The organism is Kitasatospora sp. NPDC001603 (assembly GCF_040298365.1).
Taxonomy (GTDB): Bacteria; Actinomycetota; Actinomycetes; order Streptomycetales; family Streptomycetaceae; genus Kitasatospora.
In genome coordinates this window covers 85,097-107,360 of record NZ_JBEPAA010000004.1, presented here as the reverse complement: position 1 = coordinate 107,360, position 22,264 = coordinate 85,097, and the positions used below count along the sequence as shown (strand labels likewise).

Here is a 22,264-nt window from a genome sequence, read left to right as displayed (position 1 = left end):
TGGCCGCGCTCAGGCGCGGCGACGGTCCGCCGGGCCGAGGTCGTGCGGGTCGCGGGTGGTGAGCGCCTCGGCCACCGGCCGCCCACCGCCCGCCGACCGGGCGAGCCGCTCGCGGACCTCCCCCGGGGTGCGCGGCCGCCACCCCGGGCCGTAGCAGCAGCGCGAGTGGAAGGTCACCCCCGCGGCGAGCAGGGCCGTCAGGGCCCGCCACCCCGCGGTGTCCCGGCGTCGCGGTACCGCCAGGTCCTGGCCCGCGTCGACCAGTTCGCCGCCGCAGCGCGCGCAGACGTCCCGCCCCGGGGCGCCGTGCCGCTTCACGGACCGCCGGCACGGCGGGCAGACGAAGTGTCGTCGCGAGGTCCGGCTCCGGGTGCACATGCCGCTCACGGTAGGCGCGCGCCATGCCGTCGGCACCCGGATTTCCGGGCCGGCGGCCGCCGGGGGCGGCCCGGGGGCCCGGCGGCGGCGTGAGAGGGTCGAAGTGGAAGACGTGGTGGTCACGGGTGCGGAGGAGAGCCGGCCGATGACGGAGTGGACGACGTACGGCCGGCGGCCGGTCTATGAGTCGCCCTGGGTGGAGCTGTGGCTGGACGACGTGGAGATCCCCGGGGTCGGGCGGGTCGACCACCATGTGGTGCGGATGCCGAAGGCCTGCACCACGGCGGTCGTGACCGATGACGCGGGCCGGTTCCTGCTGCTGTACCGGCACCGGTTCATCACCGGGCAGTGGGGGTGGGAGGTGCCGGCCGGGTGGGCGGAGCCGGGCGAGGAGCCGGCGGCGGCCGCCGCCCGGGAGGTGGAGGAGGAGACCGGGTGGCGACCGGGCCGGGTGGAGCCGCTGCTCGGGTTCAACGCGATGTCCGGCATCTCGACGATGCGCTTCCACGCGTTCCACATGACCGGCTGCACCCGGATCGGCGAGCCGACCGACCGGAGCGAGGCGACCCGGGTCGAGTGGGTGGCGGAGGAGGACGTGGTCGAGCTGCTGGCCGCCGGGGAGGTGCCCGAGGGGGCGTCGCTCGCGGCGCTCTCCTACTTCCTCGGGCCGTACCGCCTGGCGCGGCGGCGGCGGTCGGCCGACTGACCGCCGTCGGTCGCGCCGGCCGCTGCGCTCACTCCCGGTGGTTGGCCTCGCCGTGCTTCCAGTAGCCCTTCGCGTGGACGCGGTCGCGGGGGAGGCCCAGGTCGCCGAGGAGGTGGCGGCGGAGGGTTCCGACGGCGACGGCCTCCCCGGCGATCCAGGCGGCGGAGCCGGTGGTTCCCGCAGGGGCGGCAGGGTCAGGGCCGGTCAGGACGTCGGCGGCGAGTACGGCGTCGGTGAGGAGCCGGCCCTTGGGGTGGGCGCCGTCGCGGGGGAGCCAGGTGGTGGTGAGCTCGGCGGCGGTGCCGAGCGGCAGCGCGTCGGCGCCGGTGGCGATCTCGAAGTAGGCGAAAGCCCTTACCGTGCTGGGTAGTTGATCGAGAATGGTGAGCGCGGCGGGCAGCGCGCTCTCGTCGGCGGCGAGGAGCAGCCGGGTGACGCCGTCCAGGTCGGGCCGGCGGCCGCGCGGGCCGGCGAGGACGGCCCGGTCGCCGGGTCGGGCGATGGACGCCCAGCGGGCCAGGGGTCCGTTGCCGTGCAGGACGATGTCGATGTCCACCTCGCGCTCGGCGGGTCGGTGCCGGCGGATGGTGTAGGCCCGGGACGGGCCCTCGGGGATGGCCAACTTGACCCACTGGGTGGGGTGTTCGATCCCGAGGTCGGGCAGCGTCGGGCCGCTGAAGGTGATCCGGGTGAGGGTGGAGGTCAGCGGGGTGGTGGCGATGACCTCGACGTCGTGGGCCGGGCGGGGGCGTCGGAACATGATGACTCCTGAGCGGGCCCGGAGGTGGACTCGGGCCGGGTGAAGGGGAGTTCGGTGACGGAGGGGCCGGGGCGCGCCACGGCGAACTGCCGCACGGCGGTACGGTGCGGGAGCCGCGCGGGGGCGGGTGATGGCGGGTGGTGCCCGGAGTGGGCGCCCGGATCAGTGCGTGAAGCGGGCGAGCTGCCGGTCGAGCAGGGTGTCGACGAAGGCCCGGTCGAGCGGGCGGCGCAGCACCAGGGCGCGGTGGTAGAGCGGGGCGAGCAGGGCGTCCAGGAGCGCGGCGGCCTCGTCCTCGGAGGTGCCGAGGCAGGCCCGGGTGTGCGCGACGTCCCGCTCGCGGAGCGGGTCGAGGAAGCCGGTGTGCAGCAACTCCGCTGTCCGGGAGTCGAGTTGGGCGTGCCCGAGGAGGGCTTGCAGGACTCGGCCGGCCGGTTCCTCGCCGAGGAAGGCGGCGAAGCGGTGCAGGTAGACGCGCAGGTCGGCCGGGGTGGCCGGGGAGTCGGGCCAGGCCAGGGCGGGACCGGAGTCCAGCGCCAGGTTGTCGAAGAGGATGTCGACCTTGGACTTCCACCAGCGGTAGATGGTCTGCTTGGCGACGCCCGCCGCCGCGGCGATGCCCTCGATGGTGAGGCCCTCGAAGCCGTGCTCGACCAGGAGGTCGTCGGCGGCGTTCAGCACGGCCAGGCGCGCGGCCTCGCTGCGGCGACCGCCGGTACTCGCGCTGCTGCTGCCGGTGGCGGGGCGGGGCTGGGCGGCGATGGCGCTGCGGTCCTCACGGGCGGGCCGCTGCGGGAGCCGGCCGGGGTGCTGGGTCGGGCCCATCCTCTCACGCCTCCTCCGCCGCGAGGGGCGTCGGCCGTGCGCGACGGCCGGTCAGGCCGCCCGCGACGCCGACGGCCAGGACCGCGACCAGCGCGCTGAAGACGACCCCTGCCGTGCACAGGTCGGTGGCCCGGATCAGGAGGCCGGCGCCCACGACCGGTACCGAGAGCATCGTGTACAGGACGGCGAAGTAGGCCGAGATCGCCTCGCCACGCCGCCGCGGTTCGACGCCCCCGTTGATGGTGGCGAGCCCGGTGGCGACGGCGGTACCGGTGGCGAGGCCGTTGAGCACCGCGCCGAGGAGCAGCGGCGGCAGCGTCCCGGTGAGCAGCGCGGTGGCGACCAGGGCCGCCGCCACGACGAGCCCGGCGCAGGCGGCGGGCAGGGCGCGGGGGCCGGGCAGCACGCGGGCGAGCAACTGGCCGGCCCCGGTGGCGACGAAGGCGAGGCAGGCGACCAGACCGGTGAGCGCGTGGTGGTGGATGCCGAGGACGGTGGCGAGGAACAGCCCGCTGACGGAGGTGAGGACGCCGAGGGCGGCGAAGCCGGACCCGGCGGTCAGGGCGGCGCGCAGCAGGGCGGGCCGGATGGCGGTCGGGACGAGCGGCGGCACGAAGGGCGGGGGGTTCCCGGGGGTCTCGCGAGGGGTCTCGCGGCGGGCGGTGCGGCGGGCCTCGCGGGGGCCGCCGCCGGGCGCGCTCTCCGGGACGGCGAAGAGGCCGAGCAGGGCGACCGCGGTGAGGGCGAGCATCACCATCCAGGGCAGCCGCAGCGGGGAGCCGGCCCATTCGGCGAGGATCCCGGAGAGCAGCGTGCCGCCGGCCAGTCCGCCCATGTTGGCGGCGAGCGCGAGGGTCTGCGCCCGCAGCCGGCGCTCCGGCGGAGCGAGGTCGAGCAGGGCCGCGGTGGCGGCGCCGGTGACCAGGGCGGCGGCGAGGCCGGACACCACCCGGGCGACGAGCAGCCAGGGCAGGGCGGAGGCGGCCTCGAAGAGTCCGGCGGCGACCGCGGCGAGGAGCAGGGCGCCGGCCATGACGGGGCGACGGCCGATCCGGTCAGAGAGGCGGCCGAGCGTGAGCAGGCCCACGACGACTCCGGCGGCGTAGACGGCGAAGGTCACCGTGACCATCAACGGTGAGAAGCCGAAGGCCTGTTGGTAGAGCGGATAGAGCGGGGTCGGGACGGTGGTGCCGGCCATGGTGACCCAGAAGGCGAGGGCGACGGCGGACCGGGCGAGCGGAGTCGCCGGGGTGGGCGGGGCGGAGGGGGCGGTGGCCACCGCCGGGGGGCTGTCGGGGGGCGCGGAAGGCACGGGTGTGCTCCTCGGGTGAGGTGAGGGGGTGAGGCCTGGTGGGGCGGGAGCTCCGCGCGGGGCGGATTCGGCGCAGCGCGGGGCAGGCCCCGGAGGCAAAAGTAGACGCAACGTTGCGTTGCGATTTGAACGTAGCACTGGACGCAACGTTGCGTCTAGGCTCGATGGTGCAGCCCGGTCGGCGCTGGTGCGGAACGGCCGCGAGTTGACGGACTCGCAGCTCCTCGGCGCACCCGGACGGGTGTGTTAGGTTAGCCTTGCCTAATGTTGCTGTTCGGGGGGGGTCGGGGAGGGGGTGTCCAGGTGCGACTGCCCGAATCAGCGGGCCTGGTCGCGAACCTGCGGCCCGGAACCCCGCCCGCCCCGGTGCTCCGCCCCTGACCGGACGGAACCGGTGTCCGACCGGCGGCGCGCCACCGGCGACGCCCGACCGGCTGGCACGCGGCCGCCGAGGGCCGGCTGCCCCGCGTCGACCGGGGGCCGAGGCCCCGGACCACCAGCGACCCTCGCGCCACCCGGGCGACCCGTTCACCCGGCCCCGAACCGCCCCACCCGCCGACCACCCCGACCGGGGCACCCGGCGGCCACTCGCAGACTGGGAGAATCCAGGTGACCACCGTGCACCACGCCTCCGCCGGGACGGACCACACCGTCATCGGCGCGGCCAGCGGGCTGCTGGGCCAGTACCGGGCCGCGCCCGACGAGGCGTTCTTCGCCTCGCCGACCCGCACGCTGCTCGCCGAGGGCGTGCACGCCAGGGTGGTGCAGGACGAGCGCCCGCTGCCGGTGCGGGTCGCCGAGACGCTGGCCCGGGCGCGCCGTGACGGGGCCCGGCGGCCGCTGGTGATGGGCGCGGTGGCGTTCGACCACGACAGCAGGGCCGAACTGGCCGTGCCCGCCGGGCTGCGCGTCTGCGGCGCGCTGCGGGACGACCCGCTGATCGCCCTCCCCGCCCCGGCCGCCGAGCCGGTGGACTGGCGGGTCCGTCCGGTGCCCGAGCCCGAGGTGTACGGGGCGGGCGTCGCCGAGGCCGTCCGGCGTGTGCGGGCGGCCGAGTTGAGCAAGGTCGTGCTCGCGCGGACACTCGAACTGAGTGCCGGTCGCCCGCTCGACCTGCCCGCGATCCTCCAGCGGCTGGCCCGCCGCGACCCGAGCGGCTACACCTTCGCGGTGCCCGCCGGGGCGGGCCGCACCCTGATCGGCGCCAGCCCCGAACTGCTGCTCTCGCGCCGCGGCAGCACAGTGGTGGCGAACCCGCTGGCCGGTTCGGTGCCGCGCGCCACCGACCTGGGCGAGGACGTCCGCCGGGCCGCCGCATTGCTGGAGTCCCCGAAGGACCTGGGCGAGCACGCCTTCGTGGTGGACGCCATCCGCGAGGCGCTGGCCCCGTACTGCCGGACGCTGCTGGTGCCGGCCGCCCCGACCCTGGTCCGGACCGCCGCCATGTGGCACCTGGCGACCACGATCACCGCCGAACTGGCCGAACTGGCCGACCCGGCCGTGTCGGCGCTGGAGCTGGCCACCGCCCTGCACCCGACCCCGGCGGTCTGCGGGTCGCCGACGCCGCCGGCGCGGCGGGCGATCGGCGAGATCGAGCCGTTCGACCGCGGACTGTACGCCGGGATGGTCGGCTGGGGCGACGCGGACGGTGACGGCGAGTGGGTGGTGACCCTGCGCTGCGCGGAGGCGGACGGGCGCACGCTGCGGGTGTTCGCCGGGGCGGGCGTCGTCGCCGAGTCCCGGCCGGAGGCCGAACTGGCCGAGACCAGCGCCAAGTTCCGCACCTTCCTGGACGCCGCGGGGGTGCCGCGGTGAGCGGCCCGGGCGGCGGCCGAAGCTCGCTGTGCGGTACTCGGGTGCGGGGCCGGCCGTCGCGGTCGGCCCCGGCTGACGACCCGGGCCCTACGGCAGGTCGATCCGCTCGGTCCGGTACGCCCCGATCACCTCGATCCCCTTGCTCCCCGTGATGCCGTCCAGCGGCAGCGACTCCGTGTACGGGGCGGTGGCGGGGAGCCCGATACCGGACAGCGAGCCGACCACTTCGATGCCCCAGTACTCCGGCTGCGCGATGTAGACCCGGGGCGACAGCCGGACGGTCATGTTCAGGTAGGGCTTGGTCCCGTTCACCACGAGGATGAAGGTGCCCGGGACGATCCCCGGGACGGCCTTCGCCTCCTCGAAGTCGATCAGGCGCACGGACTCCGGCGCCGGCCGCTCTGCAAAGTTCTCCGCCATGGTGAACCCTTTCGTCACCGCGATGCCCTCAGGCCTTCCGACGACGCAGGCTAGCTGACGGTCGCTCACGAACGATGCCTGCCGCGCGCACGAAGGTGCCGGCCTGCCCGACACCCGCCCGGCGGAGCCGATCGCTCAGGAGAGCGGCGCGTCCGCGGCTGCCACGAAGGCGACGAAGTCGGCCCAGGCGGCGGGTGAGAAGGCGAGCTGCGGCCCGCCCCGGTCCTTGGAGTCCCGGACGCGCACGGCGCTCGTCACGGCGACCTCGATGCAGGCGCCGCCCTCGGTGCCGCTGTAGCTGGACTTGAACCATGCGAGCTCAGTACTCATTGCCCCTCCGCCAACGCGCCGATGAACCGCGCTGAGGCCTTTGAGCCGAAGCCCCCTGGTCCTCGACCGGCTCGGGCTCCGAGGGTAGGGCGGGTGTGGGTCGGGGTGGGGGCGAACCGTTCGAAACCGCACGTCCGGGTGAAGCCGGCCGGGGTGGTGGTGTGCGTCGGGGCTGCGGCCCGGTCGGGGCGGGTGGCGTGAGTGTCGGGCGGGGGAGCGCGGGGTCGCTGTGATGAGCTGAGGGCTGCCGTGCTGTCCGCTCCCGCGCGGCAGCCGTTCCGGTCCTGCTGGACCGTCCTCCTGAGGGGAGACGCTCGTGCGCAGTCGTGTCGGAGCCGGGGTGCTGGCTCTGCTCCTGGGGTCCGGTGCCGTCGCGGGCTGTTCGTCGGCGCCGGCGCCCGCGGCCACGTCGGCCGCCCCGACCTCGGCCGCCGCCTCGGCGGTCGCCTCCTCCACCGGGTCCGCCCCGGCCACGCCCGGTGCCGCGCCGTCGGTGGCCGTCCGGGCGACGGTCACCGAGGAGTTGGCGGTGCCGTGGGGCCTGGTGGTGCTGCCCGACGGGGATCTGCTGGTGTCCGAGCGGGACGACGGCCGGATCGTCCGGGTCGCGGCGAAGGACGGTGCCCGCACCGAGACCGGGACCGTCCCCGGGGTGGTCTCCGGCGGCGAGGGCGGGTTGCTGGGCCTCGCGCTGTCGCCCGGCTACGCCACCGACCACCTGGTGTACGCCTACTTCAGCACCGCCGCGGACAACCGCGTCGTGCGCCTGACGTACGACCCGACGCGGCCGGCGAAGCAGCAACTCGGCACGCCCGAGGTCCTCCTGACGGGCATCCCGCACGGGCCCCGGCACAACGGCGGGCGGATCGCCTTCGGCCCCGACGGCCTGCTCTACGTGGGCACCGGGGACAGCAGCGACACCGGGCTCGCCCAGGACAAGGGCTCGCTCGGTGGCAAGATCCTGCGGCTCGCCCCGGACGGCACCCCCGCTCCCGGCAACCCCTTCCCCGGCTCGCCCGTGTACTCCTACGGCCACCGCAATGTGCAGGGGCTCACCTGGGATCCCCAAGGGCGGCTCTGGGCCTCGGAGTTCGGCCAGGACACCTGGGACGAGCTGAACCTGATCAAGGCCGGCGGCAACTACGGCTGGCCGGTGGTCGAGGGCACCGGGAACCGCCCCGGCTTCATCGACCCGGTGGCCCAGTGGCACACCGCCGACGCGTCCCCGAGCGGTATCGCCTACGCCGACGGCGCCGTCTGGATCGCCGCGCTGCGGGGCACCCGGCTCTGGCGCGTCCCGCTCGACGGTGACCGCGCGGCGGGCGCTCCGGAGGCGTTCCTCGACGACGCCTACGGGCGGCTGCGCACGGTGGTCGCGGACCGGGACGGCACGCTGCTGCTGGTCACCAACAACACCGACGGGCGCGGGGACTCGCGCTCCGGCGACGACCGGATCCTGCGCCTGACCGTCTCCTAGCGGCGCGGCCGGTCCCCGGGGTCCCGGGCCGGTTCTGGCATGCCCGGATCGAGTGCGCGGTCTGCCGACCGGTCGGCCTGGTTCGCCCGCAGATCGCTTGCGCTGGAGGGGAGTTGGGCCGCCTCCGGGTCGTCGGCCGGGCTGGCGGCCGCGTCGTCCTCCCCGCTGATCGTTCACTCGTTCGATGGGTTTGAAGCGGCCGGCCCGCAGGAGCGGCCCCCCCGGCGGCCGCGTTGTCAGTGTGTCCCGTTACGTTCCTCCCATCGCAGACCAGCAGCTGGGAGGAGAGCGGCCGTGACGTGGGTGGAAGCGGGGACGGGCGGCTATCAAGTCGCGCTCGACGCGGAGGGCAGGGTGGTGTGCCGCAACGCGGCCGGCCGCCCGTTGAAGTCCCTTCCGTCGAAGCTGAACGACGATCCGGTGGTCACCGGGCTCAAGCAGCTCACCGAGTGGCTCGCCGCGCACCGGCGCGGCTGCCTGGAGGACGTCGAGCGGTGGATGGTCCGCTCGCTGCCCGTCCCCGCCGCGGTCCTGGTCGCGGTCTGGCCGGACGAGGCCTGGCAGGAGGTCCTGCGCGACCTGGTGGTCACGGGCTCGGACGGCGAGGTCGCCGGGTTCCTGCGCGGCGCCGACGCCGAACGCGGCCTCGGGCTCGTCGACCTCGACGGGGACACCGTGCGCCTCACCGACGGCGAGATCCTGATACCCCACCCCGTCCTCCTGGAGGACTTGGACGAGCTGCGCGAGTTCGCCGTCGAACTCGGGGTCTCCCAGCAGGTGCAGCAGCTGTACCGGGAGGTCTGGCACCGCCCGGCGGAGGCCGCGTCCGGTACCGAGGTCACCAGCTACGCCGGCGGCCGCTACAACGCCCTGCGCGACCTGCTCGGCCGCTGCGCCCGGCTCGGCTACCGGGTGCGCGGCGGCTACGCCGTGCTGCCCGTGGTCGAGGGCGGCCGCGCGCTGGAGGCCCGCGTCTGGGTCGGGGACTACTACGAGTACGACGAGTGCGAGACCGGCGCGCTCAGCTGGGCCGGCCCGGACGGCACGATCCTGCCGGCGGCCGAGGTCGGGCCGGTCGCCTGGTCCGAGGGCATGCGGATGGCCGCCGCGCTGTACGCCGGCCGCACGATCGAAGGGGAGGAGCCCGCATGAGCACCACCGAACTGCACGAGCGCCTGCTGGATGCCGGAGCGGTCCTCCCGGCGGGCACGCTGCCCGGCGCCGGGCAGCCCGACAGCGCCGCCGACGTCCTCACCGCCCGCAGCTACGCCCACCCGGCGCTCGACGGGCGCCGGATCGTCCGGCTCGTCCCGGGCGCGCTCGGGCCCGCCGAGGACCTGGCGGTCGACTTCCTCGGCCTGAAGCCGGCGGCCGAGCCGGCCGAGGTCGGCCAGGTCCGCCAGGAGGCGCTGGGCTTCCCCGCCTGGGCGCTGGTCCACGACCCGGCGAACGGCCACCACGCGCTCGCCCTGGTCAAGGAGATGGAGCGGCTCGCCCGGCAGGCGAAGTCCAAGCCCGGCCACGCCAAGGACGGCTTCGACGAGCTCGCCGTGCGCCTCGGCCGCGCGGTGCCGCACTTCCTGCCGACCTACTGCGAGGAGGTCGGCAGGATCTTCGTCGAACAGGGCAACCAGACCTACGCCGGCACCTTCTTCGGCAAGGCCCGCGAGGCCGAGCGCACCCACAGCCTCGCCGTGGACGAGGAGCGGCTGCGCGCCGTCTTCCTGGAGTTCGCGCTGGCCGGCGCGCTCACCGTCAAGGCGCTGCGCCAGTACGTGAAGGAGCTGAGCGGCCGGCTCGACCCGCTGACCGCCTGGCAGCGCTTCCGCCAGCTCTGCACCGAGCGCTCGGCCGCCGGCATGGCCCCCTACGCGGGGATCGCCGAGGACGCCCGCGCCCTGATCCGGGCCGCCGGGCTCGACCGCACCGAGCACGAGCAGGCCCTGCTCGCCGAGCTGCTCGCCTCCCCCGCCGTCAACCGCGCGCCCGGCGCCTTCTGGAAGTCCTGGCACGGCGCCGTCATCGAGCTGGCCCGGCGTGACGAGGGCGTCCGCGCCCGGCTGCTGGAGATCATGCCCGACCCGGCCGGGGTCTCCGACCAGAGCGCTCAGGACGCCTCCTGGCTCGCCGTGCTCGCCGAGAGCGGCGCCGAGCAGCTGCTGACCGGCCTGCCCGTCCAGGGCGCGGCGGGCCAGGCCGGGACCACCCCGGCCGCCGCCGTCTGGCTGCAGCGCTGGGTGGGCCACATCGGCCGGGGCTGGCGCACCAACGGGCTCAACGCCGAGACCGTCGCGCTGGCCGCCCGGATGACCGGGCGGCTGCGCGCCGACGGCATCCCGGTCGACCTCTTCACCGGGACGCGGCGCAGCCCCCACCAGATCGAGCTGCTCGACCTGCTGCTCGCCGAGGGCGTCCCGGTCGCCGACCCGGCCGACGGGCAGAGCCTCGGCCTCGGCGACTGGGTGCGCGAGTCCGGGCCCGGCGGCCGCACCCTCGCCGCGGTCGCCGCCGACCCGCGGTTCCGCGCCCTGCTGCGCTCCGGCGTGCCCAACAGCTGGACGGCAGCCGCACACAAGCAGCTGGCCGCCCTCCCGGTGCTGCGCGAGCTGTTCGTCGAGTGGTCCGACGCCCGGGCCGACGAACTCCTCGCCGCGCGCGGCCTGGCGAGCGCGGCCGAACTGCTGAAGGACCTGCGGAGCAGCCGCGGCGCGATCCGCACCGAGAACCCGGCCGCCGCCGAGCGGATCGCCGGCCTCGACGTCACCGGACTGCTCGCCCGCACGCTGCGCACCGGCATCCTCGACGAGCTCGGCTGGCCCGCGCTGGAGGAGGCACTCGTCCGGCTCGGCATCGAGGCGGGCGAGGCACCGGGCGGCCCCGAGGGCAGGGAACTGCCCGACGGCCTCTGCGTCGAGGAGGCCTGGCCGCAGCTGGTCCTGGAGCTCGGGAACCGCGTCGTGGTGGTCGGTCCGCAGGGCATCCTGCTGGAGCACACCCTGCGCATCCCCGACAAGCTGGAGCGCTGGCAGCGGCCCCGGCTGCGCTTCGTCGACGGCGAGCTGCTGGTCGCCTGGTACCGGGAGAACAAGCAGTACGCCTACTGGTCCGGCCGCCCCGCCGAGACCTTCGAACTGGGCGGGGAGACCATCGTCCGCTACTACGGCGGCCAGGACGACCCGGAGATCCCGTCCATCCCGCTGTCCGGCGGGGGCCGGACCGCCGGCGAGCGCCCGCTGCACGTCGGTGACACCCGGATGCCCGCCGAGGCGCGGGTGATCGGCGACGGCACCGGTCACTGGACGGTCCGCCCGAGCCGGACCGGTGACGTCCTCACCGAACTGGACGCGACCACCGGCGCGCTGGGCCGCACCGCCGAACCGCCCAGGATCGCCGCCACCGCGGCGGCCGGCCGGCTCGACCTCGACCGCACGTCGCTGCTGCCGATGCAGCCCGGCCTGGAGGCCACCCCGCTGGGCACCGACGGCGTCGTGCTCGGCAGCTGGGTCCGGGTCGACGGGGCCAAGGTCACCACCGGCACCGCCGACGGCACCACCCTCACCCTGGCCGGAAGGGGCCGGCGCCCCGATCGGTTCCCGCTCGGGCGGCTCGGCCTGCCCGGTGACGCCCACCCGCTGGTCGTCGAGGAGCGCGGCGGCGATCTCGGCCTCGCCCTGCCGGACGCCGACGGCAGCGGCGCCGACACCAGCACCGACCTGCAGACCTGCCGGCCCGGCGGTCTGGCGGCCGCCGGTACCGCGTTCGTCCCTCCGCTCGCCCACTGGCACGCCCTGCGGCCGCGCGACGAGGCGGGCTCGCTGGTCCTGCGCGGTCTGACCGACGAGCAGGCCGCCCGGCTGATCGACGCCGCCTGGCCGACGGACGCCGAACCGCCCGCGGAGGCCGAGCAGCGCTGGCTCACCGTCCAGGGCGTGCGGCGCCCGCTCGCGGCGGGCAAGGCCGCCCGGCAGTCCGTGCCGGTCGAGGCCGTCGGCGCCGTGCTGCCCGGCGTCGGCCACCCGCTGCTGCGTGCCGGCGTCGCGGGCCTCGCCCGGTCCGCCGCCGAACTGCTCGACCTCGCCGCCCGGTTCGTCCCGCAGCCCGAGGCCGAGGCCCGCCCCAAGCCCGGCACCGCCCGGGCGGGCGCCGCCTACCGGCCCGAGCACGGGCGTGACCAGGACCTGCGCGAGGCGGTGGAGATCCTGCTGCCCGACACCCCGGGCTTCGGCCGCTCCTGGGAGCACGGGGACCACTGGCGGGTGCTCGGCAACCTGCGCACCGTCCTCGGCGTCCTCACCGGGCCACCGGCCGTGGCGCCCGGCACCGAGGGCTGGTCCACCCCGCTCCGGGTCGAGCTGGAGGGGGACGACAACCACCACGGCTGGCTGAGCCTCCTCGGCCACCTCGGCACCCTCGCCTACGCCGCGGCCGCCCCGCTCACCGGCGCGGCCGAGCGGTCGGCGCTCGCCCTGCTGCTGACCGAGCTCACCCGCGGCCTGCTCGCCGACCGCGGCGCCACCCTGCGCGAGGTCGTGCTGACCGAGCCGCTCGCCGACTTCGTCGACCCGGACGGCACCACCCGCAAGCACCCGTCCCGGGCCGGCCAGGTGTTCCGGCACGGGGAGCGGACGGTCGTCGTCCTCGGCTGCCGCCACCACCGCGAGGACCGGGTGAACTGGCTCGCCGTCGACCACGACCCGAGCGGCGCCTTCGGGCCGGTCGCCCACTTCGGCACCGCCGGGGAGCGCAACACCGAGGAGGTCGTCACCGCCGACTGGACGGCGCGGTTCACCGCCCTGCTCGCCCTGCACGGCGGGTTCGTCCGGGAGCCCGGGCAGGCCGCCGCCTTCGGTGCGGCGACCGGCATCGGCGCCACCCGGGCCGCCCTGCTGCTCAGCCCCACCAACACCCTGTTCGGGTGGTACGGCACCGTGCTCCCCGCCGACCGGCTCAAGGAGTACGGCCTCAAGTCGGCCGAGGCCAAGGCCGCCCGGGACTGGCTGCGCGGTCGCGACCGGGCCGGCCTCCGCGCCGTCTGGACGGCGCTCCTGCCCGCCGACCCGAAGGCGCTCTGGACGGACGGCCCCGACACCGCGGCCGGAGCCGAGCGGTGGACGGAGCGGTTCGGACAGCTCGTCACCCTGCCCGAGGAGGCCCAGGCCACCGTCAACGGTGCCGGGATCAACCACATCGAAGAGGTCCTCAACCCCACCCGGACGCCCTGGCTCAACCGCACCACCGGCTACCGGGTGCGGGCCACCCAGGACGGCGGGCCGGTCCAGCTGGTCGCCGACGACCCGCACGCCCTGCCCGGCGACACCGGTCTGGGCGGAGCCGTCGACGCCCTGCGCTGGCTCGCCTACCACCTGCCCGCCGACAGCCCGCTGCGCCCGCTGCTGCCGCAGGCCGCCGCCGCGCTGCGGGCCCGGCTGGCCGACCCGGAGCTGCTGCTGAACTACGACCTGCACCGCACCGCCAAGGGCGAGAAGCTGTCGCCGGTGCTGCGCACCCGCTTCGGACTGCCGGCCGAGGGCGGCGCCGACGCCGACGGCCTGGTCCGCTGCGGGGAGGCCCTCGTACTCGCCCCTGGCCGTACCGAGGACGAGCAGGTCTGGCTGCGCCCGGCCGGGCTCACCGGCGGGGACGATCCGGTGCTGGAGCTGCTGGCCGGGCTCGTCGACGGCTACTGGTTCACCAGTCAGCGGCCCGCCCTGGCGGCCATCCTGGACGGCGAGCTGGAGCGCCTGGTGGCCCCGCCGGAGCTCGCGCCCGACCCGGCGCCGACCGGTGCCGGGGAGGAGGCCCGCTGGGCGCAGAACCCGCAGCTCAGCGTCGGCCCGCTGGTCGCGGAGGTGGCCGCCGCCTACGGCCTCGGCGCGGACGCCGCCGCGCTCTACCTCCAACTGCTCGCGCTGCCCGACCCGACCGACCGCAACGTCGCGCGCTGGACGGGCTGGAAGCCCGCCCGGCTGAAGCGGGCCCGGGCCGAACTCGCCGCCACCGACCTGGTGCTGGAGGCCAAGCGGGCCCGGGCCGGCCGCGGCCTCTTCCTGCCCGGCGGCTGGCAGGAGGCCAAGGCCCCCGGCCTCCCGGCGGAGACCTGGAAGGCCGGCCTGTACGAACTGCCCACCCACCACGCAGTCCTGCCGCGGCTGTCCGTCCCGGAGCTGTTCGCCCGGGCCTGGCAGCGGATCGGCGACGGGGACGTCCCCGGATACGAAGAGCTCCGTACCGGCAAGCGCAGGAAGGCCCGCCGATGACCACCGCACCGAAGGACCAGTCCGCCGACCCGAAGACCCAGTCCGCCGATCCGACGGCTCGGCAGATCGTCCCGCCCGAGGAGAGGTACGCCGCTGAACTGGAGTTCCTGGCGGCCCACGACACCGGCCCGCGCCCGCCCGGCTGGCGGCTCACCCCGCGCGCCGTGGTCACCTTCGTGATGGGCAGCGGCGGCGAGAAGCTCAAGGCCGGGCGGAAGAGCCTGGCCGTCGAGCAGAAGTTCGTCGGCGAGCGGGCGCTGGTCGAGCGCTGCGTGGTCACCCTCGCCGGGGAGCGCGGTCTGCTGCTCGTCGGCGAACCGGGCACCGCGAAGTCGATGCTCTCCGAACTGCTCGCCGCCGCGGTCTGCGGCACCAGCGCGCTCACCGTCCAGGGCACCGCCGGTACCACCGAGGACCAGCTGAAGTACGGGTGGAACTACGCCCTGCTGCTGGCCAAGGGCCCCAGCAGGGACGCCCTGGTGCCCTCGCCGGTGCTCACCGCGATGACCACCGGAGCCGTCGCCCGGGTCGAGGAGGTCACCCGCTGCCTGCCCGAGGTGCAGGACGCCCTGGTCTCGCTGCTCTCCGAACGGCGCATCGCGGTGCCCGAGCTGGCGGGCAGCCCGGACGGCCAGCTGCACGCCGCGGCCGGCTTCACCCTGATCGCCACCGCGAACCTGCGGGACAAGGGCGTCAGCGAGATGTCCGCCGCCCTCAAGCGGCGGTTCAACTTCGAGACGGTCGGCCCGATCGGCAGCCTCGCGGCGGAGGTCGAGCTGGTCCGCCGGCAGTCCACCGCCGCGGTCGCCCGGGCCGGTGCCGCGTACGCGGTGGACGACGCCGTGCTGGAGGCACTCGTCACCGCCTTCCGGGACCTGCGCACCGGCCGCTCCACCGAGGGCTGGGACGTCGAGCGCCCGTCCACCGTGATGAGCACCGCCGAGGCCGTCTCGGTGGCCACCGCGCTGGGCGTCTGCGCCGCCTACCTGCCCGACGGCGGAGACCTCCTCGGCCGGCTGCCGGGGCAGCTGATCGGCGTCGTCCGCAAGGACGACCCGGCCGACGCCGCCCGGCTGCTCGGCTACTGGGACGGACCGGTCCGGCGCCGTGCCGAACAGGGCGCGGCCACCTGGCGGATGCTCTGGGACCTGCGTTCGGCCCTGGAGGCGTGAGGCGATGACGACGAGCAGCGCGGTGACCGGACTCTCCGGAGCCGGAGGAGCGGGCCTTCGCGGCCCCGGCACGCCCGGGGACCACGACGACCCGCGCGGGGTGGTCGAGGCGGAGGCGGCGCGATTGGCCGCCTCGGGAGCAGGCCGCCCGGGGCCGTTCCTGATCGGGGTGCGGCACCACGCCCCCTCGCTCAGCGCGGTGGTGCCCGCGCTGCTCGACGCGGCCCGGCCCGAGGTGGTCCTGGTCGAGCTGCCCGCCGAGTTCCAGCCCTGGCTGGACTGGCTGGCCGACGAGTCCACCCGGGCGCCGGTCGCCCTCGCGGCCGCCCCGGACGGCTCCGGGGACGGTCCGGGCGAGGGGCCCGCCGGGCTCGCCTTCTACCCGTTCGCGGACTTCTCCCCGGAGCTGGCCGCGCTGCGGTGGGCCCGTCGCAACGGCGTCCCGTCCCTCACCTGCGACCTGCCGCTCGCCCGGCGGGCCGAGGCCCGCCGGGCGAGCGGGGGCACCGCGCACGACGGCCGCCCCGGCGTCGCCGCCGCGCTGCGGCACCGGCTCACCGGGCGGGACGACGACGATGACCTCTGGGACCGCCTGGTCGAGACCACCGCCCCCGGGTCCACCCCGGAGGCCGTCCGCCGCGCCGCGCTGCTGGTCGGCTGGGCGATGCGCCGCGACGCGGCGGACGGCGCCGGGGTCGACCCGTACGACCTGCGACGCGAGGCCTGGATGCGCGCGCGGATCCGGGCCGCCGGGGCCGACGGGCGCCGGGTCGCCGCCGTCATCGGGGCGTTCCACGCCCCCGCGCTGCTCGACGACGCGGCGGCCGCCGGGCCCGACCCCGACGGCGGCGGGGACGACGGCCACGCGGAGAACGGCGGCCACGTCGTCTCGCTGATCCCTTACACCTACCCCCTGCTCGACGCCCGGTCCGGGTATCCGGCAGGCATCCGTGACCCCGAGTGGCAGCACACGGTGCTCGACGCGGGCGGCGATCCGGAGCGGCTCGCCGACGCCCTGACCGGCACCGCGGTGCGGATCTGCCAGGCCCTGCGGACCCAGGACCACCCGTCGGGGCCGGCCGACGCCCGCGAGATCGTCCGGCTCGCCGGGGACCTCGCCCGGCTGCGCGGGCTGGCCGCCCCCGGCCGGGGCGAACTGGTCGAAGCCGTGCAGACCGTCCTCGCCCAGGGGGAGCCGCTCGGCCGCGGCCGGGCCGTCGCCCGCGCGCTGGAGCGCGTCCTGGTCGGCACCCGGACCGGCCGGGCCGCGCCCGGCGCCCCGCGGAGCGGCCTGGCACCCGCCGTCGAAGCGGCGCTCACCGAACTCGGCCTCCCCGGGCCGGGCGACTCCGCCGAGACCGCCCCGCGGGAACTCCGGCTGGACCCGCTGCGCTCGGCCCTCGACCGCCGCCGCGACCTGCTCCTGCACCGCCTCACCGCTTGCGGCGTCCCCTACGGCGAACCGGTGGCCGGGGTGGGCGCGGGCGGCACCGAGACCCTCGGCGCCCGCTGGCGCGTGCAGTGGAGCCCGACCGTCGCCGCGATGCTGACGGTCGCCGGCACCCGTGGCGTCACCCCGGCCCAGGCGGCCGAGGGGGCGCTGCGGGAGCGGCTGCGCCGCGAGCAGCAGGCCGACGGCCCGACCGCCCGCGAGGTGGTCCAGGGCCTCGCCGACGCCGCCGCCTGCGGACTGCCGGCGCTCGCCGACACCCGCCTCGCCCAGCTCACCGCCGTCCTCCCGCAGAGCGGGACGCTCCCCGAACTCCTGGACGCACTGGCCCTGCTGGACCGCCTCGCCGCCGGTCACATCCCCGGCCTCGCCCCCGAGGCGCGGCGGGACTCCTCCGCACCGGGGACCGCGGACCGGACGGAGCCGGCCGCGCCGCCCGGGGAGCGGGCCGGGCCGATCGAGCCCGGCGGCCGGGCCGTCGCGCTCGCTTCGGCCGCGGAGCTGCTGACCGACGCGGCGGTGCGCCAACTGGAGGGGCTGGGCGGGTCCGACGACCCCGCCGATGCCCGGGCCCTGGTGGAGCTGGCCCGCCGGGCCGACCTGTCCGGCGGCATGCGGCTCGCCCACACGCTGACCGAACTCGCCGACGGCGGGAGCCCGTTGGTCCGGGGAGCGGCCGGGGCCGTGCGGGTCCTGCTCGGGCAGGACGGCCCGAGCGCGTTCGGCGGCCGCGCGGCCTCCTGGGTCGACGGAGCCACTGACACCGGGACTCGTCATGCCCTCGGCCGATCGCTGGTCGGTCTGCTGACGGCGGCGGAGGGGCTCTTCTCCACCGCGCCCGAGGCGCTCGAACCGGTGCTGGAGCGGGTCACCGCCCTGTCCGACACGGCGTTCCTGGACCGGCTGCCCGCACTGCGCGGCGGCTTCGACACCCTCGCCCCGGCCGCCCGGGACCGGTTGCTGACACTGGTCGAGGAGCGGCTGGGCAGCCGTCTGCAGGCCCTGCCGGACGCCGTTCCGCCGGCGCTGCTCGCCGCCTGGGCCCGCGCGGACCTCGCCGCTCGGGCCGCCCTGGAACGACGCGGGCTGCTCCCGGAGCGACCCACCGCGCCGATGGCCGAGCCGACTGCCGGACCGCTCGCCGCACCGGGGCGCTCCGACCGGCCGGCGGACCAGCTCGTCGGCGGGCCGGCCGGCGATGTCCCCGCGACGGCCGGTGGCCTGGCGGTCGAGCCGACACCCGGGCGGCTCGCGGCAGCCGATCATCGCGGCCGGACGGCTCACCTCGCCGGGCCCGCCGACGACGGACACCCCGCCCGTGGGCAGGCCGTCCAGCCCTGCCACGGCCCGGGGCCGGAGGCCGGGCCCCTTGCGGGGCCCGCTGCGCGGCCCGTTGCGCGGGTCCCCGCTCCTGCGTCCGCTCCTGCGTCCGCCGGGCAGGGGCTCGCGCCGGCCGAGCGGTGGCGGCTGCTGCTCGGGCGGCCGGGGGGCGGAGGCCTCGGGGGGCGTGCGGCCAGGCTCGCGACCGCGCTCGACGAGCTGTACGGCACCGGGCACGGGGAGGGGTCCGGGCCCGGGCTGGACGGTCGGGGCGGGGCGGGCGGCAACCGGGGCGGCCGTGAGGCCCCGTACCCGGGCGTGCGCGAGTGGTCCGAGGAGCTGACAGCGCTGTTCGGGCCGGGCATCCGCGAAGAGGTGCTCGCCGCCGCCGTGGGGCAGGGCCGGGCCGACGCACTGGACGCGATCGACCCTGGTGCCGTCCGCCCCTCCGTCGACCTGCTCCGGACCGTGCTGGAGCACGCCGGTGGCCTGCCGGAGGCGCGGATCGCCGGGCTGCGTCCGCTGGTGCGGCGCCTGGTGTCCGAGCTCACCCGGGAGCTGGCGACCAGGCTCCGACCGGCGCTCACCGGGATCAGCGTGCCGCGGCCGAGCCGGCGGCCCGGCGGCGGGCTCGATCTCCACCGGACGATCCGGGCGAACCTCGCCACCGCACGCCCGGCCCGGCCGGGGGATCCGGACTCGGGCACGGTGATCGTCCCGGAACGGCCGGTCTTCCGGACCAGGGCCCGACTGGCGGCCGACTGGCGGCTGATCCTGGTGGTGGACGTGTCCGGGTCGATGGAGGCGTCCACGGTCTGGGCGGCGCTGACCGCCTCGATCCTGGCCGGGGTGCCCTCGCTGAGCACCCACTTCGTCGCCTTCTCCACCGAGGTCGTCGACCTGACCGAGCGGGTGGAGGACCCGCTCGGCCTGCTCCTGGAGGTGCGGATCGGCGGCGGCACCCACATCGCCACCGGGCTGAAGTACGCACGCGAGCTGGTGACCGTGCCGTCCCGGACGCTGGTCGCGGTGATCAGCGACTTCGAGGAGGGCGGACCGATCGGCGGGCTGCTGACGCAGACCCGCGCGCTGGTCGACTCCGGCTGTCACGTGCTCGGCTGCGCCGCGCTCGACGACACCGGGACGGCGCGTTACTCGAAGGCGGTCGCGAGCCAGCTGGTCGCGGCCGGAATGCCGGTGGCGGCGCTGAGCCCGCTCGAACTGGCCCGCTGGGTGGGGGAGAAGGTCCGATGACAGAGCAGCAGAGCGCGCCGGCCGGCGGGGCCTGGCCGGCCGTCCGGCCGGAGGTGGTCGCCGAAGTGGTGGCGGGGCTGTCGGCCCGCCTGCAGAAGCGGCTGGACGGCGCGGCCGCCAAGCTGGCGGAGCGCCCGGTGCGCCGGGACGGCGACGAGTGGCTGATCGAGGTGGACGAGGAGACCTCCCTCGTCCTGCACGCGCCGGGCGGGGTGGTCCGGGGGCAGGCCGATGTGCGCTGCGGCTGCCTGCTGGCACCGGCCTGCGTGCACCGGGCGGCGGCGGTCACGGTCTGCCGGATCGCCGACGCGGACACCGAACCGGAACCGGACACCGAACCGGGCCCGGACACCGAACCGGAACCGGCCTCGGAGTCGGGCGCGGGGTCGGGGCCGGGCACCGCACCGGACCCGGTCGGCGGCACGCCCGGCGGCCCCCGCACCGCTTCCGATGCCGCTCCGGACGACGCCTCCGGCGGTTCGCTCACGGCGGCCGAGCAGGCCGCCGTCCACCACCTGCACCGCGCCGCCGCGGCCGTGCTGGCGGCCGGTGTGGGCGGAGCCGGCGCCGTGCTCCAGGCGGAGCTGCTGCGGGCGGCCCACCGGGCGCGGCTGAACGGGTTCCACCGGCCGGCCGCGGCAGCGGTCGCGGTGGTGAGCCGGCTCCGGGCCGCCCGCTCGGGCGAGCCGGACCACCGGCTCGCGCTCCTGGTCGCCGGCCTGCGCGAGCTGCTCGACCTGACCACGACCCTGACCACGACCCTGACCACGACCGTGGCCACGGCCCTGACCCCTGCGCGAACCGCGGCCCCGGGTACGGGGCACGGCGATCTCGCCGCCCTGCGCGGCACCGCCCGTCAGGCCTACCGGGAGGCGGGCGGGCTGCGGCTGTACGGGCTGTTCACCGAACCGGTCCTGACCGCCACCCACGCGGGCGTACTCACCTGGGCGGTGGATGCCACCGGCGTGCTGAGCACCGTCGCCGAGGTGATGCCGCACGCCGACCCGACGACGGCCGCCCCGCAGGCGGTCGGCGCGGGGAACCGGGCGGTCCGGTTGGGTGACGCCCTGCTCAGCCACCGCGAGTTCAGCCGGGCGGGGCTGGCCGTCCAGGGGGCGACGCGGTCCGCCAACGGTCGGCTCGGCGCGGGCAGTTCGGTCCGAGCGGTGCGGGCCGGGGGAGTGGCGTGGACGGCGGACCCGGTCGCCGGGCTCTGGACGGAGCCCCCGCCCGTCCAGGTGGAGCGGGCCCTGGCAGCGGCGGCGCTGCCGTACGAGGGCCGGCCGGCCGGGAGCGACCTGCTGTTCCTGGACGTCACGCTGCTCGGCGCCGCCCCGCACGGGTCGGGCGGCGTGCCCGAGCTGCTGGCCGACTGCGGTGGGCTGGTGGTCGCGCTGCGCGCGGCGCACGACCACCCCGGGCTGGCGTTCCGGGGCAACCTGGCATTGCTCGCCACCACGCCGGGCCTGCGGCTGCGGGTGATCGGCCGGCTGGAGCGGGCCGAGCACCCGCAGCTGCGGCTGCTCGCGGTGGGTACGCCACCGGCCGGACCCGAGCCGGGGGAGCCGGCCCTCGCGCTGCCCGCCGATCGGGCGGCGCGGGTCAATCTGGGCCTGGAGCGGTTGCAGACCACCGATCTCACCCTCGGCGCCGCGACCAGCACCTCCGCCCCCGTCGAGGTCCCGAGCAGCGCGGCCGGACCGGTCGGGCCCGCGGCTCCGGCCCATCTGCTGGCGCGCCGGGTGGAGCAGGCGGTGACCGGCGGGCGCCAGGGGCTCGCGCTCGGCGCCGGGGCGGCGGACACCGGCCGGTCGGAGCTGCGCGCGGCCGGTCTGGCCACGGGCGCGGCCCTGCTCGACGCGCTCCGCGCGGCGGCGGCGGACCAGCCCCGCGACGTGTTCGGCAGGGTGGTGGCGGACGACCATGCCGCGTTCACCTCCGCCTGGCTGGCGGCGGCCTGCTACGGCGAGGAGTTGGCCTCGGCGCTCTGCGCGGGCGGCTGGCAAGGGCAGGATCCGGTCAAGGCCGGGTCATAAGAAAGTATTTGCACAGGCAGGTAAAGCGCGTCGAATGGCATACTGGGGGGCGGGAAGACGTTCGACCGGTCGTACTACCGTCGACCGGGGCCGGACAAGTGACCGGCCGGTGGGCCGACCGGGCCACGGGGCCGGTCCGGGTTCGAGCCCGGGTTCGTGCACGAGCTCGGGGTGTCCGGGCCGGAACAGGGAAAGCGAAGGGCGAGCCATGGGTATCCACGACGATGCTGCCGAGATCCGCGCCTGCGGCTGGCGTACGCTCGCCGCTCTGCACGGCCTCATCGACGCCGCGCTGGAGAAGGCGCTCCAGAGCGAGCACCAGCTCTCGGTGGTCGAGTACACGGTGCTGGACGCGCTCTCGCGGCAGGACGGCTGGCACATGCGGATGCAGCAGCTGGCCCGGGCCGCGGCCCTGAGCAGCAGCGCGACCACCCGCCTGGTGACCCGACTGGAGGACCGCGGCCTGCTCAGCCGCTTCCTCTGCGTGGACGATCGGCGCGGCATCTACACCGAGCTGACCCCACAGGGCCGCCAGCTGCTCGAAGCCGCCAGGCCGGTGCACGACGCCACCCTGGAGGCGACGCTCGCCAAGGCCACCGACGCGCCGGAGCTGGCCCCGTTGGTGCGGGCCCTGGAGGAGCTCAAGCTCACCCCGGCGGCGGCCGCTGTCCCGGCCGCTGTCCCGGCCGCCGTCTGACCGCGACCGGTACGGCTGACGTCGGCGCCGGTACCGGTACCGGTACCGGTACCGG

Annotated in this window: 15 protein-coding genes; 9 read left to right on the top strand and 6 right to left on the bottom strand. The window is 76.7% G+C overall.

What is annotated here, in order from left to right; all coding sequences use genetic code 11:
• Positions 1 to 9: 9 nt before the first annotated feature.
• Positions 10 to 378: a hypothetical protein gene (locus tag ABT263_RS04505; protein WP_352287441.1), complete on the bottom strand. Its 369-nt coding sequence runs from the start codon at positions 376 to 378 to the stop codon at positions 10 to 12.
• Between the two features lie 145 nt (positions 379 to 523).
• Between ABT263_RS04505 and ABT263_RS04500 the strand changes: the two genes are divergently transcribed.
• Complete coding sequence (locus ABT263_RS04500; protein WP_352287439.1) at positions 524 to 1,084, top strand: NUDIX domain-containing protein; 561 nt, start codon at positions 524 to 526, stop codon at positions 1,082 to 1,084.
• Positions 1,085 to 1,112: 28 nt separating this feature from the next.
• Here ABT263_RS04500 and ABT263_RS04495 read toward each other — a convergent pair whose 3' ends face one another.
• From ABT263_RS04495 to ABT263_RS04485, 3 genes are all read right to left on the bottom strand, one after another.
• Positions 1,113 to 1,844: a siderophore-interacting protein gene (locus tag ABT263_RS04495; protein WP_352287436.1), complete on the bottom strand. Its 732-nt coding sequence runs from the start codon at positions 1,842 to 1,844 to the stop codon at positions 1,113 to 1,115.
• 162 nt (positions 1,845 to 2,006) lie between these two features.
• The gene (locus tag ABT263_RS04490; protein ID WP_352287433.1) at positions 2,007 to 2,669 is read right to left on the bottom strand and encodes a TetR/AcrR family transcriptional regulator; all 663 of its coding nucleotides are present in this window, start codon (positions 2,667 to 2,669) and stop codon (positions 2,007 to 2,009) included.
• A gap of 4 nt (positions 2,670 to 2,673) precedes the next feature.
• A complete protein-coding gene (locus ABT263_RS04485; protein ID WP_352287430.1) occupies positions 2,674 to 3,981 on the bottom strand; it encodes an MFS transporter in 1,308 nt (435 codons plus the stop codon).
• A 603-nt stretch (positions 3,982 to 4,584) separates the two neighbouring features.
• Here ABT263_RS04485 and ABT263_RS04480 point away from each other — a divergent pair.
• Complete coding sequence (locus ABT263_RS04480) at positions 4,585 to 5,796, top strand: isochorismate synthase (protein ID WP_502885756.1); 1,212 nt, start codon at positions 4,585 to 4,587, stop codon at positions 5,794 to 5,796.
• Between the two features lie 87 nt (positions 5,797 to 5,883).
• On the opposite strand, the gene ABT263_RS04475 is transcribed toward ABT263_RS04480, so the two are convergent.
• Complete coding sequence (locus ABT263_RS04475; RefSeq protein WP_329490407.1) at positions 5,884 to 6,216, bottom strand: hypothetical protein; 333 nt, start codon at positions 6,214 to 6,216, stop codon at positions 5,884 to 5,886.
• 135 nt (positions 6,217 to 6,351) lie between these two features.
• On the bottom strand, positions 6,352 to 6,546 hold the full coding sequence (locus ABT263_RS04470) for a DUF397 domain-containing protein (protein ID WP_352287426.1): 195 nt from the start codon (positions 6,544 to 6,546) through the stop codon (positions 6,352 to 6,354).
• A 316-nt stretch (positions 6,547 to 6,862) separates the two neighbouring features.
• On the opposite strand from ABT263_RS04470, the gene ABT263_RS04465 reads away from it, so the two are divergent.
• From ABT263_RS04465 to ABT263_RS04435, 7 genes are all read left to right on the top strand, one after another.
• Positions 6,863 to 8,023, top strand: coding sequence for a PQQ-dependent sugar dehydrogenase (locus ABT263_RS04465; RefSeq protein WP_352287424.1), 1,161 nt, complete (start codon positions 6,863 to 6,865; stop codon positions 8,021 to 8,023).
• A 294-nt stretch (positions 8,024 to 8,317) separates the two neighbouring features.
• Entirely contained in the window at positions 8,318 to 9,175 is an 858-nt protein-coding gene (locus tag ABT263_RS04460; protein WP_352287422.1) for a DUF4132 domain-containing protein, read from the top strand.
• The gene (locus ABT263_RS04455; protein WP_352287419.1) at positions 9,172 to 14,280 is read left to right on the top strand and encodes a hypothetical protein; all 5,109 of its coding nucleotides are present in this window, start codon (positions 9,172 to 9,174) and stop codon (positions 14,278 to 14,280) included. The genes ABT263_RS04460 and ABT263_RS04455 overlap by 4 nt, the downstream gene beginning before the upstream one ends.
• Entirely contained in the window at positions 14,277 to 15,452 is a 1,176-nt protein-coding gene (locus ABT263_RS04450) for an ATP-binding protein (protein ID WP_352287417.1), read from the top strand. Before ABT263_RS04455 ends, ABT263_RS04450 begins: the two co-directional genes overlap by 4 nt.
• 4 nt (positions 15,453 to 15,456) lie before the next feature.
• Positions 15,457 to 19,476, top strand: a complete 4,020-nt coding sequence (locus ABT263_RS04445; protein ID WP_352287415.1) for a vWA domain-containing protein — start codon at positions 15,457 to 15,459, stop codon at positions 19,474 to 19,476.
• On the top strand, positions 19,473 to 21,512 hold the full coding sequence (locus ABT263_RS04440) for a hypothetical protein (RefSeq protein WP_352287412.1): 2,040 nt from the start codon (positions 19,473 to 19,475) through the stop codon (positions 21,510 to 21,512). The genes ABT263_RS04445 and ABT263_RS04440 overlap by 4 nt, the downstream gene beginning before the upstream one ends.
• A 208-nt stretch (positions 21,513 to 21,720) precedes the next feature.
• Positions 21,721 to 22,209 (top strand): MarR family winged helix-turn-helix transcriptional regulator, encoded by a 489-nt coding sequence (locus ABT263_RS04435; protein ID WP_352287409.1) that lies wholly within the window; start codon positions 21,721 to 21,723, stop codon positions 22,207 to 22,209.
• Positions 22,210 to 22,264: the final 55 nt, after the last annotated feature.

Bases quoted from the DNA above. Each gene is read 5' to 3' on its own strand.
- ABT263_RS04505 (WP_352287441.1), bottom strand. From the start codon at position 378: ATGTGCACCCGGAGCCGGACCTCGCGACGACACTTCGTCTGCCCGCCG.
- ABT263_RS04500 (WP_352287439.1), top strand. From the start codon at position 524: ATGACGGAGTGGACGACGTACGGCCGGCGGCCGGTCTATGAGTCGCCC.
- ABT263_RS04495 (WP_352287436.1), bottom strand. From the start codon at position 1,844: ATGTTCCGACGCCCCCGCCCGGCCCACGACGTCGAGGTCATCGCCACC.
- ABT263_RS04490 (WP_352287433.1), bottom strand. From the start codon at position 2,669: ATGGGCCCGACCCAGCACCCCGGCCGGCTCCCGCAGCGGCCCGCCCGT.
- ABT263_RS04475 (WP_329490407.1), bottom strand. From the start codon at position 6,216: ATGGCGGAGAACTTTGCAGAGCGGCCGGCGCCGGAGTCCGTGCGCCTG.
- ABT263_RS04470 (WP_352287426.1), bottom strand. From the start codon at position 6,546: ATGAGTACTGAGCTCGCATGGTTCAAGTCCAGCTACAGCGGCACCGAG.
- ABT263_RS04455 (WP_352287419.1), top strand. From the start codon at position 9,172: ATGAGCACCACCGAACTGCACGAGCGCCTGCTGGATGCCGGAGCGGTC.
- ABT263_RS04450 (WP_352287417.1), top strand. From the start codon at position 14,277: ATGACCACCGCACCGAAGGACCAGTCCGCCGACCCGAAGACCCAGTCC.
- ABT263_RS04445 (WP_352287415.1), top strand. From the start codon at position 15,457: ATGACGACGAGCAGCGCGGTGACCGGACTCTCCGGAGCCGGAGGAGCG.
- ABT263_RS04440 (WP_352287412.1), top strand. From the start codon at position 19,473: ATGACAGAGCAGCAGAGCGCGCCGGCCGGCGGGGCCTGGCCGGCCGTC.
- ABT263_RS04435 (WP_352287409.1), top strand. From the start codon at position 21,721: ATGGGTATCCACGACGATGCTGCCGAGATCCGCGCCTGCGGCTGGCGT.